The organism is Clostridium sp., assembly GCF_047777555.1.
Taxonomy (GTDB): domain Bacteria; phylum Bacillota; class Clostridia; order Clostridiales; family Clostridiaceae; genus Clostridium_H.
In genome coordinates this window covers 1-15,065 of sequence record NZ_JBKEEV010000001.1, presented here as the reverse complement: position 1 = coordinate 15,065, position 15,065 = coordinate 1, and the positions used below count along the sequence as shown (strand labels likewise).

Annotated in this window: 13 protein-coding genes and 2 pseudogenes; 10 read left to right on the top strand and 5 right to left on the bottom strand. The window is 30.6% G+C overall.

From position 1 onward, the window contains the following. Nucleotides 1-44 precede the first annotated feature (44 nt). The 6 genes and pseudogenes from ACFWTK_RS00075 to ACFWTK_RS00050 all read left to right on the top strand — a co-directional run bounded on the left by ACFWTK_RS00075 (nucleotide 45) and on the right by ACFWTK_RS00050 (nucleotide 8,790). Complete coding sequence (locus ACFWTK_RS00075; protein WP_415874163.1) at nucleotides 45-1,265, top strand: electron transfer flavoprotein subunit alpha/FixB family protein; 1,221 nt, start codon at nucleotides 45-47, stop codon at nucleotides 1,263-1,265. 154 nt (nucleotides 1,266-1,419) lie between these two features. Next, nucleotides 1,420-2,820, top strand: coding sequence for an FAD-binding oxidoreductase (locus ACFWTK_RS00070; protein WP_415874162.1), 1,401 nt, complete (start codon nucleotides 1,420-1,422; stop codon nucleotides 2,818-2,820). 364 nt (nucleotides 2,821-3,184) lie between these two features. Beyond that, nucleotides 3,185-4,527 (top strand): annotated as a pseudogene (gene larC / locus ACFWTK_RS00065) (nickel pincer cofactor biosynthesis protein LarC). Beyond that, nucleotides 4,520-5,332, top strand: coding sequence for an ATP-dependent sacrificial sulfur transferase LarE (larE, locus tag ACFWTK_RS00060; protein ID WP_106024779.1), 813 nt, complete (start codon nucleotides 4,520-4,522; stop codon nucleotides 5,330-5,332). Before larC ends, larE begins: the two are co-directional and overlap by 8 nt. Before the next feature lies 1 nt (nucleotide 5,333). Next, a complete protein-coding gene (larB, locus tag ACFWTK_RS00055; RefSeq protein ID WP_061857241.1) occupies nucleotides 5,334-6,080 on the top strand; it encodes a nickel pincer cofactor biosynthesis protein LarB in 747 nt (248 codons plus the stop codon). A 106-nt stretch (nucleotides 6,081-6,186) separates the two neighbouring features. Next, nucleotides 6,187-8,790 carry an Ig-like domain-containing protein gene (locus ACFWTK_RS00050; RefSeq protein WP_415874161.1) on the top strand — a complete coding sequence of 868 codons (2,604 nt, stop codon included), beginning with the start codon at nucleotides 6,187-6,189 and terminating at the stop codon, nucleotides 8,788-8,790. Between the two features lie 63 nt (nucleotides 8,791-8,853). Here ACFWTK_RS00050 and gltX read toward each other — a convergent pair. From gltX to ACFWTK_RS00025, 5 genes and pseudogenes are all read right to left on the bottom strand, one after another. Continuing rightward, nucleotides 8,854-10,329 (bottom strand): annotated as a pseudogene (gene gltX, locus ACFWTK_RS00045) (glutamate--tRNA ligase). A 118-nt stretch (nucleotides 10,330-10,447) separates the two neighbouring features. Then, nucleotides 10,448-11,107 (bottom strand): ABC-2 transporter permease, encoded by a 660-nt coding sequence (locus tag ACFWTK_RS00040; RefSeq protein WP_415874160.1) that lies wholly within the window; start codon nucleotides 11,105-11,107, stop codon nucleotides 10,448-10,450. A 13-nt stretch (nucleotides 11,108-11,120) separates the two neighbouring features. Further along, nucleotides 11,121-11,771, bottom strand: a complete 651-nt coding sequence (locus tag ACFWTK_RS00035; RefSeq protein WP_415874159.1) for an ABC-2 transporter permease — start codon at nucleotides 11,769-11,771, stop codon at nucleotides 11,121-11,123. Between the two features lie 4 nt (nucleotides 11,772-11,775). Then, nucleotides 11,776-12,639 (bottom strand): ABC transporter ATP-binding protein, encoded by an 864-nt coding sequence (locus ACFWTK_RS00030; protein ID WP_415874158.1) that lies wholly within the window; start codon nucleotides 12,637-12,639, stop codon nucleotides 11,776-11,778. Nucleotides 12,640-12,650: 11 nt separating this feature from the next. Further along, nucleotides 12,651-13,025, bottom strand: coding sequence for a GntR family transcriptional regulator (locus ACFWTK_RS00025; protein WP_061857235.1), 375 nt, complete (start codon nucleotides 13,023-13,025; stop codon nucleotides 12,651-12,653). A 264-nt stretch (nucleotides 13,026-13,289) separates the two neighbouring features. On the opposite strand from ACFWTK_RS00025, the gene ACFWTK_RS00020 reads away from it, so the two are divergent. The 4 genes from ACFWTK_RS00020 (at nucleotide 13,290) to ACFWTK_RS00005 (ending at nucleotide 14,968) form a co-directional block, all read left to right on the top strand. Next, nucleotides 13,290-13,559, top strand: coding sequence for a hypothetical protein (locus tag ACFWTK_RS00020; RefSeq protein ID WP_415874157.1), 270 nt, complete (start codon nucleotides 13,290-13,292; stop codon nucleotides 13,557-13,559). Continuing rightward, nucleotides 13,547-13,972 (top strand): hypothetical protein, encoded by a 426-nt coding sequence (locus ACFWTK_RS00015; RefSeq protein ID WP_415874660.1) that lies wholly within the window; start codon nucleotides 13,547-13,549, stop codon nucleotides 13,970-13,972. The genes ACFWTK_RS00020 and ACFWTK_RS00015 overlap by 13 nt, the downstream gene beginning before the upstream one ends. After that, entirely contained in the window at nucleotides 13,966-14,259 is a 294-nt protein-coding gene (locus ACFWTK_RS00010) for a M48 family metalloprotease (protein ID WP_415874659.1), read from the top strand. Before ACFWTK_RS00015 ends, ACFWTK_RS00010 begins: the two co-directional genes overlap by 7 nt. Nucleotides 14,260-14,761: 502 nt before the next feature. Next, a complete protein-coding gene (locus ACFWTK_RS00005; protein WP_415874156.1) occupies nucleotides 14,762-14,968 on the top strand; it encodes a hypothetical protein in 207 nt (68 codons plus the stop codon). Nucleotides 14,969-15,065: the final 97 nt, after the last annotated feature.

The following is a 15,065-nucleotide window of genomic DNA, read 5'->3' as shown; positions in this document are numbered from 1 at the left end:
AGAATCTAAAAAAGCTGGTTACTAAAAAAGTTGGGGGGATTTAAATGGGAAAGTTATTGGTTCATGAAGATAAATTAAACAAAGAAGTTATAGAAGAATTAGTGAAAGTATGTCCATTTGGTGCATTAACAGAAAGCAATGGTAAATTAGAAATAACAGCAGCATGTAAGATGTGTAGACTTTGTGTAAAAAAAGGACCTGCAGGAGTAATGGAGTACGTGGAAGAAGAGGAAGGTCCTAAGGTAGATAAGAGTTTATGGAATGGAATTGCAATATATGTTGACCATGTAGAGGGGGAAATTCACCCTGTAACTCTTGAGCTTATAGGAAAAGGAAGAGAGCTTGCAGCTAAGATAAATCATCCAGTTTATGCTTTATTTATTGGACATAACATTAAAGACAAGGCTGAAAAATTATTGCATTACGGTGTTGATGAAGTATTTGTATACGATTATGAAGAGCTTAAAGATTTTAGAATCGAACCATATACAGCAGCTTTTGAAGATTTTATAAACAAAGTTAAGCCTTCATCAATATTAGTTGGAGCTACAACAGTAGGTAGATCTCTTGCACCAAGAGTTGCAGCAAGATTTAAGACTGGACTTACAGCAGATTGTACAATCCTTGATATGAAGGAGAACACAGACCTAGTTCAAATAAGACCAGCTTTTGGCGGTAATATAATGGCACAAATTATAACAAGCAACAATAGACCTCAATTTGCTACTGTAAGATATAAAATTTTCTCAGCTCCAGAAAGAAGTGAGAAAGCTACTGGTAAGGTTACAGTATGCGAGATGTCAAGAGATAAGTTTAAGTCAGGAATAAAGGTTCTTAAGATAACAAAAAAAGAAAAAGAAGTAAGTATATCAGATGCAGAAGTAATTGTAGCAGCAGGTAGAGGAGTAAAATCAGAGAAAGATATGCAGCTTGTTTATGAATTAGCTGATGCATTAGGAGCACAAGTTGCTGGAACAAGACCACTTGTTGAAGCAGGTTGGATAGATGCAAAAAGACAAATAGGTCTTAGTGGAAGAACGGTAAAGCCAAAACTTATAATCACCCTTGGAATTCAGGGTTCAGTACAATTTGTAGCTGGTATGAATAATTCAGAAACTATCATAGCAATAAATAATGATCCAGATGCATCTATATTCAATGTTGCTCACTATGGAATAGTTGGTGACCTTTATGAAATAGTTCCAAAACTTATTGAAAAAATCAAAAACGGTGAAGCTTTATCAGAAGTAGCAGCAGCAAAATAATTGAGGTCAGAAGTTTAGAGGGTTTATTCGCTGTGCTAAGCTTAGGAAGGTAAGTTTAAAGTGTAAAGTTTAAAATATAGTAAGTTAAAATTATAGACTAGGAGCGTTAGGAACAAAGTGTTAGGTACTAAAAAAGGTTCGGGGGGTTTTAATTATGAGTCAATATAAAAAGATAGATAACAAAGATGTAGAATTTTTAAAGTCAGTGGTTGGTGAGGATAAGGTTTTATATGGAGATGAAATTAGTGAGGATTATAGCCATGATGAATTAGGCGGAATAAGCAATTATCCTGAAGTGTTAGTTAGGGTGCACAAAACAGAAGAAATTTCAAAAATAATGAAATATGCTTATGAAAATACAATTCCTGTAGTAGTTAGAGGTTCAGGTACAGGTCTTGTTGGAGCATCAGTTCCTTTACATGGTGGAATAATGCTAGAAACAACAGAAATGAACAATATTCTAGAATTGGACGAAGAAAATTTAACATTAACCTTAGAGCCAGGTGTTCTTTTAATGGAGATTGGTAAATATGTAGAGGAATTTGATCTTTTCTACCCACCAGATCCAGGTGAAAAGAGTGCTACAATTGGTGGAAATATCAGTACAAATGCAGGTGGTATGAGAGCTGTTAAATACGGAGTTACAAGAGATTATGTACGTGGTCTTGAGGTAGTTCTTCCAAATGGGGATATACTTGAACTTGGTGGAAAGGTTGTTAAAAATAGCTCAGGTTATAGCTTAAAAGATTTGATTGTAGGCTCAGAAGGAACTTTAGGAATAATAACAAAGGCTGTATTGAGATTATTACCACTTCCTAAAAAATCTGTAAGCTTGCTTATACCATTTAAGGATATAGACACTGCTATTGAAACAGTTCCTAAGATAATAAAATCAAAAGCAGTTCCAACTGCTATAGAATTCATGCAAAGAGAAGTTATACTTAGTGCTGAAGAGTTCTTAGGAAAGAAATTCCCAGATAATTCATCTGATGCATATCTTCTATTAACTTTTGATGGAAATAGTACAGCACAAGTAGAAGCTGATTATGAAACAGTTGCAGACCTTTGCTTAGCTGAAGGAGCACTTGATGTATTCATAGTTGATACAGATGAAAGAAAAGAATCTGTATGGTCAGCTAGAGGAGCTTTCCTTGAAGCAATTAAAGCATCAACAAGCGATATGGATGAGTGTGACGTTGTTGTTCCAAGAAATGAAGTTGCAAACTTTATTAAATATACTAAGGAATTAGAAAAACAGTTCAACATTAGAATTCCAAGCTTTGGACACGCTGGAGATGGAAACTTACACGTTTATATTTGTAAAGATGATTTAAGTGATGAAGAATGGGAAAAGAAATTAAAGGAAGTATTTGATTGCATGTACAAGAAGTCAGAAGAATTAAGAGGACTTGTATCAGGAGAACACGGAATAGGATATGCTAAAAAAGAATATATGTTCCATCAATATGGAGAAAGCTATATAAACATAATGAAAGGCATAAAACAAGCATTTGACCCTAAAAATATTCTAAATCCAGGAAAGGTTTGCCAATAAACAATTAAAGGGGTCAGAACACAAATTTTAAGTTAAAAATAAAGGGGTCAGACTACAATGTTTAATAAAAATGTAGTCTGGCCTCATTTATTATTTATATAGTATCAAATTGAGAATATATTGTTTGGACTTCTCATTATGAGAAAAAGTTTTCTCATAATGAGATAAAATTAGTAGACTTTTATTTTAGTTTTTATTAAACTATATAAATAATATGTTTTTTCTTGGCATAAAAAATGCTACATATATAATATGTTGACATTAAATAATAAGATACGCACAATATATAATTAAGATATAAAAAGTTTTTTACAGAGTATAAAATATCAAATGGTAACTATAGCAAAGAATAGGAGAGGGAAATATGAAAGTACTTTATTATGACTGTTTTGCAGGAATAAGTGGGGACATGAATTTAGGAGCTATGATAGACCTTGGTGTAGATAAGGACTTTTTGATAAGAGAGCTATCTAAACTAAGGATGGACAGTGAGTTTGAAATAAAGGTTGGAAAAGAAAGTAGAAAAGGAATTGAAGGTACAAAGGTAGATGTAATTTTAAAACATAATGATGAAGCATGCTGCGATGAAGAGCATGGACAAACTAAAACTCATCATGAACATATACATGAAGATGGATATACTCATGAACACTCACAAGATCATAATCATTCACATAATCACCATGATGTTCATAGTCATTCTCACAGCCATAACCACCATGTTCATAGAAATCTAGAGCATATTGAGAAAATAATAAATTCAAGTGAACTTAATGATAATGTAAAAAAAATGAGCTTAAATATGTTTAGAAAAGTAGCTGAAGCGGAAGCAAAAGTTCATGGAAAACCGCTTTATGAAGTGCATTTTCATGAGGTAGGAGCTGTGGATTCCATAGTAGATATAGTAGGAGCTGCTATATGTTTAGATTACTTAAAGGTGGACAAAGTTATGGCATCTTCAGTAGAACTTGGTGGAGGATTTGTGAAATGTGCTCATGGACTTATTCCAGTTCCAGCACCTGCTACAGTAGAAATACTTAAAGGAATACCAGTAAAAACAGGAATAGTACCTTTTGAAACAACAACTCCAACAGGAGCTGCAATTTTAGCTTCTTCTGTGGATGAATTTTCAGATATGAAAGATTTTACCATTGAAAAGATAGGATATGGAGTAGGTGGCAGGGATACAGAAATTCCAAATGTATTAAGAGTATATTTAGGTAAAAAAAAACTAAGGAATTACATATAAATACGGAGGATAAAGATGAAGCCTATGTTTTAGAATGTAACATTGATGATATGAATCCAGAAATATATGAATATATTATAGAACGACTTTTTAATAAAGGGGCTTTAGATGTATATAGGATTCCGATTCTTATGAAAAAGGAAAGATTAGGTGTTATACTAAGTGTGCTCTGTAGAAAAGAGAATAAAGAAGATATAAAGGAGATAATTTTTAAAGAAACGACTACTTTAGGAATTAGAGAATATAAAATCAGTAGAACCAAGTTAAAAAGAGAATTTCAAACTGTGGACACCATTTATGGAAAAGTATCTGTTAAAAAAGCTTATTACAAAGGCAAATTAATAAAGGCAAAGCCAGAATATGAGGATTGCAGAAAGCTTGCGGAAGATAATAGTGAGCCTATTAAAAACATATATGATGAAGTGTTAAAGACCATGGGAGGGATTATAAATGAATAATCAAAAGTATTCAAATCTTATTAATTATCTAAAGAATTTAGGAAGTGTAGTAGTAGCTTTTTCAGGAGGAGTGGATAGCACATTCTTACTCAAAGCTGCAAAGGAAGCATTAGGAGATAAAGCTGCGGCGCTTACAGTGGTATCTCCCTATATTCCTAAATGGGAGATAGAAGAAGCAAAAGAGTTAGTAAAGGAAATAGGAATAAGACATGAGTTTTTAGAAGTTCCTGTTATAATAGATGAAATTAAGTTTAATCCAGAAGATAGATGCTATTTATGCAAAACAGCTGTGTTTACAATGGTAAAGGATTTTGCAAATAAAAATGGATACAATTATGTGGTGGATGGAACAAATGCTGATGATATAAATGACTATAGACCAGGATTAAGAGCATTAAAGGAGCTTGAAATTAAAAGCCCTCTTCTTGAAAATAAATTAAGCAAAAATGAAATAAGAGAATTGTCAAAAGAGCTTAATTTGCCAACATGGAATAAACCCCCATATGCTTGCCTTTTATCAAGAATTCCTTATGGAACTGAGCTTAAGGTAGAAGATTTGGAGAAAATAGAAAAGTCAGAAAGGTATCTAATGGACAAAGGGTTCAGAGCAGTCCGTGTAAGATGTCACGGAGATTTAGCTAGAATTGAAGTTCCAATAGAAGATATGCCTAGACTATTTGATATAAAATTAATGGATGAAATTTCTTCAAAGCTAAAAGAATTCGGATTTAAATATGTATCATTGGATATGCAAGGATATAGGACAGGAAGTCTTAACCTTAATATAGAAGAAAAGGGGAATTAGAATGAATTCTAAGGATATAAGAGCACTTTTAGAAGGAGTGAAAAGCGGCAGTATTTCAATAAATGATGCCGCAAGTAAGCTTGAAGATTTACCTTATAAGGAGTTAGGTTATGCTAAGATTGATAATCATAGGGAAATAAGAGTAGGATATCCTGAGGTTATATATTGTGCAGGAAAGACAGTTGAGCAGGTAAAAGGCATTGTGGAATTTATGAATACAAAAGATAATAATATACTTGGAACTAGAGCTACAAAAGAAATGTATGAAGCGGTAAAGGAAATATGTAAAGAAGCAGAGTACAATGAGCTTGCAAGAACTATTACTGTAAAGAAAAAGGATGTTTCTAAAACAGATACTTATATTGCTGTAGTTACAGCAGGTACTTCGGATTTACCTGTAGCAGAAGAAGCAGCAATTACAGCTGAAATTTTTGGAAATAGGGTTGAGAGAATCAACGATGTGGGAGTTGCTGGAATACACAGGCTATTCAGTAAATTAGATATAATTAGAGGAGCAAAGGTTGTAATTGCTGTAGCTGGTATGGAAGGTGCTCTTGCTAGCGTTGTAGGAGGTTTAGTTGATAAACCTGTTATTGCAGTACCAACCAGTGTGGGATATGGAGCTAATTTTGGCGGATTATCAGCGCTTTTATCGATGTTAAACAGCTGTGCGAGTGGTACAAGTGTTGTAAATATAGATAACGGATTTGGAGCTGGATACCTAGCTAGTATGATAAACCAACTTTAAATTTATAAAGTTGGTTTAATTATTGATATTAGTTTTTAAGCTTAAAGTTTTACATAAGTTGTAGTATAATGAATACAATACATATTATAAGATTGGAGGAAATAAAGTGAAGAATAAAAGGATTATTAGTCTTGCATTGGTATATTTTTTTATACTTACCCTTTTACCAATGGGATTTTTAAGTAAAGAAGTACAAGCTATAGAGGATTATAAAAAATATGATAGCAGCTCTACTAAAATAGCTAACAAATATAATATTGAAGGTAAAATATTTAAAATAAAACAATATGATGACTACATATTAGTTCTTACTGAGGATTCTCTTTACTTTATACAGGATGGAAAAGCTAAGAAGTATAACTTAGGCAAGGTAGATATTTTTCCTAGTACAAGTATTGGAATAAGTGGAAAGTACATATATTTAACTCCATGTAGAACAAACTCTACGTATAAATTGTTAACAATAGACAGTGAAAAGTTTACAGGAGAATCCAATGCTGTAAATGAATATATTTCATTTAATGATACAGATAATAATATTAAACTTCAAGAAGTAATAATAGATAGCAGTAAAAACAAGTGGTTTTCAGTGTATAACTCTTCTGAGGGAATATATAATCTTTTAAAAGTGGAAAATACTGAAGGTGCTGTTGAGAAAAGCGTCCGTACTCTTAAAGCAAGCGAAAGTTTTAAATATGATGATGCCTTTACGAATTTAAAATCAGATTCAAATGAAGGAATTTGCTTTAAGGTTACAGAAAGTGATTCCAAAACTAAAAAGTATATGCTTACTAGAATATATAAAGATGATACAGATAAAACCTATACTTTTGAAGATGATATTGTTGACTATAGTATAGATAACGATGGTAGTCTATGGGTTATTCACAAAGATAAGATTGTACACGTGTCTGAATCTGGAAAGGTTATAAAGAAATTTAATGGAACTAATTTAAAGGATATAGAAAAAGATGCTAAAGGGAATATATGGGTCTTAGATGAAGATAAAATTAAAGAAATAGTTAATGATGAAATCCAAGAAAAATATACAGTATCAAAAGAAAGTAAAGAATTCAGTATAAAAGATGAAAACAATATTGCTGTAAGAAATACTAGAGGCTTTACTCTTATAAGCCAAGGAGAAGCGGAAGATACTATTGTAGGTAGTTATGTATCAAATTCAGCAGTGGTTTTAAAAGATAACATTTCAGATGTTAGAATAATAAGTGATAATTATAATTATGATGAAGATTATAAAAACAGTGATGATGTGCTTTTAGAAGTAACTTTAAAGAATAATAAGTTTAATATAGAAAATAATGCTGGAGCTAAATTTAAAAGCTATGTTAGTGCAGTAATTTGTAATGATGAAGTATATTTTGTATGTGATGACATAGTCTATAAGTTAAAAGATAATTCTATAGAGGAGTATGTGAAATTAAATAATGAAGAAGGTTCTATGAACTATACTTCTTCTATAGCTTTTGATGATAATGGATACTTATACGCTGTAGGCGAAGAAAAGCTTTATGTAGTGGACAAGGATAAGAAGGTAGAAGAAATAGAATTATCAAAGCTTCATTCTTATGATGATGTAATTTATAATAAGTTAATAAAGGACAAAAATGATGATGTTTATTTGATTACTAAAGCTCTTAATGGAGTAAAATTGAATAAATTAAATGGAAATCAGTATAGAGCAATAAATTATAGATCTCCAAATGGAGATGAACCTGTTAATATATTCTTAAATGAAAATGATGAGCTTGAATTTGTTTGTGGAAATAGTTCATATGGATATAAGGTTTATAAACTAGATGAAAATCTTACACCTCAAGAGGACTTAAGATTCAGTGGTCAAGGTTCAAATCTTACGGAAACCTATCCTGAAATAAGAAAATTAGAAGAGACAGGAGATGGGAAGTTAATATTATGGATAGGATATAATATGCTCTATGCAAAGGAAAAGAATTCAGATAAATTTATTGGACTTTATGATATGGAAGCAAATGATACTATAACTAGTATGGTTAGTGGTAATGATGGAAAGGTTTATATAGGAACTTATAAAAGTGGAGTGATTTCCTATGGAATAGGTATAAATGATATACTCCCTTCAGATTACACAACTAAGTCTTTAGAAGGTAAAGAAGTAGTTCCAAAAGATAAGGAATGGAATATAAAATTTAATAAGGAATTAGATGAAAGTACTATTACAGAGGACAATATTGTTGTGGTTGATAGTATGGGCAGAACTCAATCTGTAAAGGTTTCTTTAGGAGAAGACAAATCTTCAGTAAAATTAACTCCTAATCAGCCTTATGAATATGGAGAGTCTTACTATATTATAATAAAGGATAGTGTAAAAGCTTCTTCAGGGAAAAAATTACCTAAAGCTGTAGTAGCACAGTTTACTGTAAATGAAAGTAAAGAAGGAGATTTGAATGTTAAATTTGAAATTGTATCTCCAAGCAATCTAGATGCTAGGCAGAGGAGTTTCATGAATGATATTATAAACAAATGGAAAGATGATTTTAAAGGAGAAGTTGGAAAAGTTACAGTAGGAAAAGTGAATTTATCCTCTGATACTGGTTTTATATCATTTAGTGCAGAAACAGTAGTTGAAAAGGATGGAAATAAGGTAAAAGAAACTCAAGATATAAGCTTAAATTGTAAAAAAGTAAATGGTGTATGGAGCATAACAGAATAAAATTTAAAATGATAGTATTTCGGTGTGTTAATGAAGATTACAGTATAAAAAATAGGGCTTTGCTTAAGCCCTATTTTTTAGTTTTTCTATTCCAATTTTAATTCTTCTTAGAGATTCCTCTTTTCCAAGGATTTCTGCAAGTTCAAAAGCTCCACCTGGAGATGCTGGTAAACCTGATAGGGCAGTTCTTATAGGCCATAGAACCACTCCATTTTTAACTTCCATTTCAGCAATTAAGTTGAATATTGCATCATGAATGGATTCAAAAGTCCAATCCTCTAAGCCTTCAAGTACTGGAAGTACTTTTTCTAGAGTAACAAGAGAATTTTCAGCATTAGTTTTCATCTTTTTATGGGTATATAAGTCTATATCATAATCAGGTAATTCCTTAAAGAATGGAAGCTTTTCTGGAATGTCAGTTAAAACTTCAGTTCTTGTTTGAAGAAGTTCGCTTATCTTCATCATATCTAGTTTTGCCATGTCTTCTTCTTTAAAAACTTCTTTATAATATGGCATTGCAAGTTTATGGAACTCTTCAAGAGGAAGCTTTTTAATGTATTCTCCATTCATCCATCTTAATTTAACTGTATCAAATATAGCAGGTGACTTATTAATATTTCTATAATCAAACTGCTCTACAAGTTCTTCTAAAGTAAAGATTTCTTGATCTGTTCCTGGATTCCATCCAAGAAGAGCGATAAAGTTTAATACTGCATCTTTAAGATATCCTTTTGCAAGTAAATCTTCAAAAGAAGCATCTCCATTTCTCTTACTTAGCTTGTTATGAGCATCTTTCATTATTGGAGGGCAGTGTATGTAAGTTGGAATGTCCCATCCAAAAGCATTATATAATCTGTTGTATTTTGGTGCAGAAGATAGGTATTCATTTCCGCGGACTACATGAGTAATTCCCATTAAGTGGTCATCAATAACATTAGCAAAATTGTATGTTGGAAGTCCGTCAGATTTTATGAGAATCATATCTTCAAGTTCAGAGTTATCTACAGAGATTTCTCCATAAATTTCATCTACAAAAGTTGTAACACCTTCAGTAGGATTTTTTTTGCCTTATAACATAAGGAATTCCAGAAGCTAATTTTTCTTCTACTTCTTCTTTTGAAAGATTTCTACAGTGACCATCGTATTTAATACCTTTTGATTAGGATCGTCAGAAGCTGCTTTTATAGAATCAAGTCTTTCTTTATCGCAGAAACAGTAGTAAGCTTCTCCTTTTTCAATTAATTGTTTAGCATATTTAAGGTAAATACCACGTCTTTCGCTTTGAACGTAAGGGCCTACAGGACCACCTATATCTGGACCTTCATCATGAATTAGACCAGTCATTTTTAGAGTCTTAAATATTACATCAACAGCTCCTTCAACGTACCTTTCTTGGTCTGTATCTTCAATTCTTAATATAAACTTTCCGCCTTCATGTTTTGCTATTAAATAAGTGTAAAGGGCTGTTCTAAGATTGCCCACATGCATATAGCCAGTTGGACTAGGTGCAAATCTCGTTCTAACTTCCTTTGCTGACATTTTCTTCACTCCTATATATATATTTAAATGCCTTTCACCATTTGCTCTCTGATGAAAGGCATGAAAAGTCCTCTTTTAATCATATACCAAGGCATATTTTATGTCAATATTAGGCGGGCTAAAATTCTTTATTGCAGTAGATTTTTGAGGATATTATCATTGATATAACCAAAACTATTAAAACTAAAGTTGATGTAAAAAGGTGGAACTGATTTAAATGTCTAAAATCCATAAGCCAATTGGAGAATTTTAATCCCATATTAGATTTAAGAAATTTTGTAATATAGCCTGGAATAACTAATAGAAGTATATATAATACCATATTGATTATTCTAAATTTATTATACTCAAATTTATAGTAAAGAGGATAGTATACTGAGTAAAATATACCAAGCAAGTTAAAGGATAAAATGAAATCCCAAAAGGTTGCAGTTCGAACAGCTGCTTTTACTCCAAGATTATTTAAAATAGAAGTAAATAGAATTATAGCACCTGATACTATTAGAATGCGTAGAATGAGGGCTAAATACTTTGCACGCACTATATCTTTTTTATTGATTGGCATGCTGTTTAACGCTATATGAATTTTATATTTTTCATCATAACCATTAGAGTATAGGATAGATATATAAGATATCATTACTATAGACAATACATAAAGTATTCCAGGAAGGTGATCCATCTTAAGACCAAATGCGGATATCATGAGACTATATACTAAAAGGAATATATTATACCTTTTGCCAAGCTTAAAATCCTTTAAAACTAGATTTAACACTAATATTCACCTCTTAAATATCTTTTTTTCTATAAACTTGCAAGGAGATTGTAATTGATATAATTACTAGGAATATAAGTATAATTATAGATAATATATTTATAAGACATTTGTTAGTTTGTATAAAGGTCATAAGGTCTTTTACAAAATTTAAAGTTATAATATTTGGAAAAGAAGTTATAAATGAAAAGAATAACATGTAAATCAATAAATAAATTATTTTTATAGTTCTATAACCGAATTTGTAGAACAAAGGTATAACTAAGGAAATCATTAAAATACTAGAAACAAATACCTTTTTAATTACATTCATATTTATAAATCCAATGTTCCCTATATTCATCAATGCGGTTAGTGCTCCTATGGTAGCAGCAAATACTGTAGCGGCAGAAATATAAAATATTAAGCTTAAATATCTTGATAAGACAATTTCTTCCCTTTTTACAGGAAGAGAATTTATTATATATTCCCCTTTAGTTCTTTCATCATATATGAAGCTTTCACTGACTAAGAAATAAGCTATAGTGTTGATTATGAGAATGTATATATTATCAGAAGAAAAAGTGTCCATTACTGTAATTATAAATAGACAATAAGCTAAAAATATAGCAGCATTTTTCTTACTAAAAGCTATAGCAAGGTCTTTTTTAATGAGATTAATCATATTCTTACCTCCTTACGGTGTAGACCATTATATCTTCAAGAGTTGGTTTTTCTATTATAACTTGATTCTTAAAGATTTTTTTTATCTTTTCCACATTATCAGTAAGGGCTTCAAACCCAAATCGGTTTTCACTAATACCTAAAAATTCTTTTTTAGTATGGCTATTTAAAAGTTCAAGGTCGCCTTTAACTATGCCATAGCTTTCTAATATATCATCTTTAGATTTTGAGAACACTATATTTCCATTGTTTATGAAAGTTATATAATCTGCTATTTTTTCTAAATCGGTAGTTATGTGAGTAGAAAAAAATACACTTTTGTTTTCATCTTGAATAATAGAATAGAGAATATCTAATATTTCTCTTCTAAAAATAGGGTCAAGTCCAGAGGTTGGTTCATCCATTATTATGAGTTCAGCATTATGAGATAGGGCAATGGCTAAGGAAAATTTCATTTTCATACCTTTAGACAAAGTTTTTATCTTTTTCTTAGGGTCTAGATTAAAATCTTTCATATATCTATCAAAGGAAGAATCATCCCATTTGCTATAGAAGGGAGCTATTATTTTTTTCATGCTTTCCATAGTTAAATCTTCGTAGTAATAATTTTCATCATAAACAAAGCCTATTCTATTTTTAACTTCTTTCTCATGCTTTAAGTTATCAAGACCGAAAATTTTAATATAACCACTATCCCTGCGGAGTAGATTCATAATTAATTTTATAGTTGTGCTTTTTCCAGCTCCATTAGGTCCTATAAATCCCATAATATAGCCTTTTTCTAAAGTAAAACTTATATTATTGAGAGTGAAATCTTTATATTCTTTTCTAAGATTACTGACTTCTAAAATATTATTAGTATTATTCATATAAAAACCCCCTAATTTTCTTCAAAAAGAATTTTTAACATTTCTAAAATATCTTCAAAACTTAAATTAAGCATTTTACTTTCTTCAACTACTTCTGAAAGTTTTTCTTCTATGAATTTTAGCTTCCTCTCACGCAGCAGCTCCTTATTTTGAGCTGCTACAAAGGAACCTTTTCCTGCAACAGTTTCTATAAATCCTTCTCTTTCAAGTTCTTCATAGGCTCGTTTAGTTGTAATAACACTTATTTGTAGTTCCTTTGCAAGGCTTCTTATAGAAGGAAGGGCGTCTCCCTCTTGCAGCTCACCCTGTATTATTAAGGCTTTTATTTGATTTGATATCTGTTCATAAATGGGTTCTCCAGAAGAGTTAGATACTATTATTTTCATTTGAATGTCTCCTTATATAATATTTAATAGAATACAATGTAAAATCAAATACATAATAAAATTCTACGAAGCTGAAAAAATAAAGTTTGTAAAGAAAAAGATTTTATATGCATGTTTGTATATACTGTACATATCGTATATATACAGTATATACATTGCTTTGGATTTTTGTCAATGGATTTTTAGAATTTTTTAGAATTATAATAGTATAATTAGTAGAGAAGGTTTTATAGAATGATATTATAAGGAGCTGTAATATAAGGTATGAAAAAATTTAAAGTGCTTAAGTTAGTTATTATAATATTTGTTTTTATAAGTGTAATATTTATAAATCATGATAATTTGGCTTTAGGAAAAGGGGATATTTTTAGAGAAAAAAATATAAGTATAGAAAGTAGAGAAGAAAAAGGAGAGAGATTTTATAAAAGTGATAGAATAGTACAAGGACTTAAGATTGTATTCAGCCTAGGTGTACCTATAATAATATTATCAACAGGATCTTCTGCAAAGCTTAGAAATGTATCAAAGGGATAGGAAAAAGAACTTTTTTAGCTGTAGGGATTTATGGACTTATATATAGCATATTAGATAGTGCTTTAAACTTTCCATTAACCTTTTATGGCAGTTATATTCAAAGTCATAAATTTGGATTGTCACATCAACCTCTGTATATGTGGTTAAAAAATTATTTTTTAAGTTTAGCTATAGAATCTGTAGGAATATTTTTTGCTATTTCAATGCTTTACTCCATAATTAGAAGAAGCCGTAAAAGATGGTGGATATATACTGGAATTATATCAATACCTATAAGCCTTGCACTTTTTTATGCACAACCAGTTATAATAGATCCATTATTTAACGATTTTAAGACCATAGAAGATAAGACCACAGAAAAAAGTTTAATTGAACTTGCACAAAAGGCAAAAATAGAAACTGTACTATTTTAAAAGTAGATAAAAGCAAAGAAACATCTATGATAAATGCATATATGACTGGAATAGGAAAGGCTAGAAGAATAGTGTTGTGGGACACTGCTTTAAATAAGCTAAATTTAAGGGAATTAAAATTTGTAACTGCTCATGAAATAGGCCATTATGTATTATCACATATTCAAAAATTCTTTATAATACAAACAATAGTTACTTTTATAGTTTTATATATAATTCATGCTTTAGCACCTTTTATAATAAATAAATTTAAAGAAGGTTTAAGTTTACTGATATTAGTGATGTAGCATCTTTTCCTCTAATTATATTTATAGTAAGTCTATGCATGATATTTATAATTCCAGCGTCTAATGCTTATTCTTGTTACATAGAAACGTGAAGCAGATGCTTTTGCCATAGAACTTACAAGAGATAATGCTGCTGCCATAACATCTTTTGAAAAACTTTCTAATGAAGGAATTACAATTCCAAATCCGGATCCTATATATAAGATGTGGAAATATGATCATCCTCCAATAAATGAAAGATTAGAATTTTTTAAGAAATACAAACCATGGGAAGAAGGAAAGAGACTTAGATATGAAAAATATATAAAAGAATAATATAAGAAAATTGCGATGCAATTTTCTTATATATAACATCACGCATTGGATTTGTATTTAGGAAAGATTCACTTTGTAAAGAAGCTTAAAACGCAGTTGAAGAGTGGAGGCGCTTGTAGCGCCTCCACTTTTATTGGGTTGTCGTGTATAATAGAATTGTATAAATATAATAAAGGATTGGGGAGATATGAAAGTAAAAAGCATAGTAATTTGGTTTAAAAATATGTACACAAAATTTATAAAAATGATAAAAGGAGTATTCGGCGAAGCGTGGATAGGTGGAAGGTTCGCTGTAATAGGATTTATGGTGATACTTTCAGCAGTTATTGGATTTTACTTGGATACAGGGCTTGGAAAGGTTATAGATATATCACTTTGCGTTTGCTTGGAATGATTTTGTGTTTATAGGAAAAACTTTAATAAAAATTATACTTAGAGTATTTAGGGATTTTCCCACGGAGTTTTATCCATATTAATTCTTGGAATAGCAA

Bases quoted from the DNA above. Each gene is read 5' to 3' on its own strand.
- ACFWTK_RS00075 (WP_415874163.1), top strand. From the start codon at position 45: ATGGGAAAGTTATTGGTTCATGAAGATAAATTAAACAAAGAAGTTATA.
- ACFWTK_RS00070 (WP_415874162.1), top strand. From the start codon at position 1,420: ATGAGTCAATATAAAAAGATAGATAACAAAGATGTAGAATTTTTAAAG.
- larE (WP_106024779.1), top strand. From the start codon at position 4,520: ATGAATAATCAAAAGTATTCAAATCTTATTAATTATCTAAAGAATTTA.
- larB (WP_061857241.1), top strand. From the start codon at position 5,334: ATGAATTCTAAGGATATAAGAGCACTTTTAGAAGGAGTGAAAAGCGGC.
- ACFWTK_RS00035 (WP_415874159.1), bottom strand. From the start codon at position 11,771: ATGATTAATCTCATTAAAAAAGACCTTGCTATAGCTTTTAGTAAGAAA.
- ACFWTK_RS00030 (WP_415874158.1), bottom strand. From the start codon at position 12,639: ATGAATAATACTAATAATATTTTAGAAGTCAGTAATCTTAGAAAAGAA.
- ACFWTK_RS00025 (WP_061857235.1), bottom strand. From the start codon at position 13,025: ATGAAAATAATAGTATCTAACTCTTCTGGAGAACCCATTTATGAACAG.
- ACFWTK_RS00020 (WP_415874157.1), top strand. From the start codon at position 13,290: ATGAAAAAATTTAAAGTGCTTAAGTTAGTTATTATAATATTTGTTTTT.
- ACFWTK_RS00005 (WP_415874156.1), top strand. From the start codon at position 14,762: ATGAAAGTAAAAAGCATAGTAATTTGGTTTAAAAATATGTACACAAAA.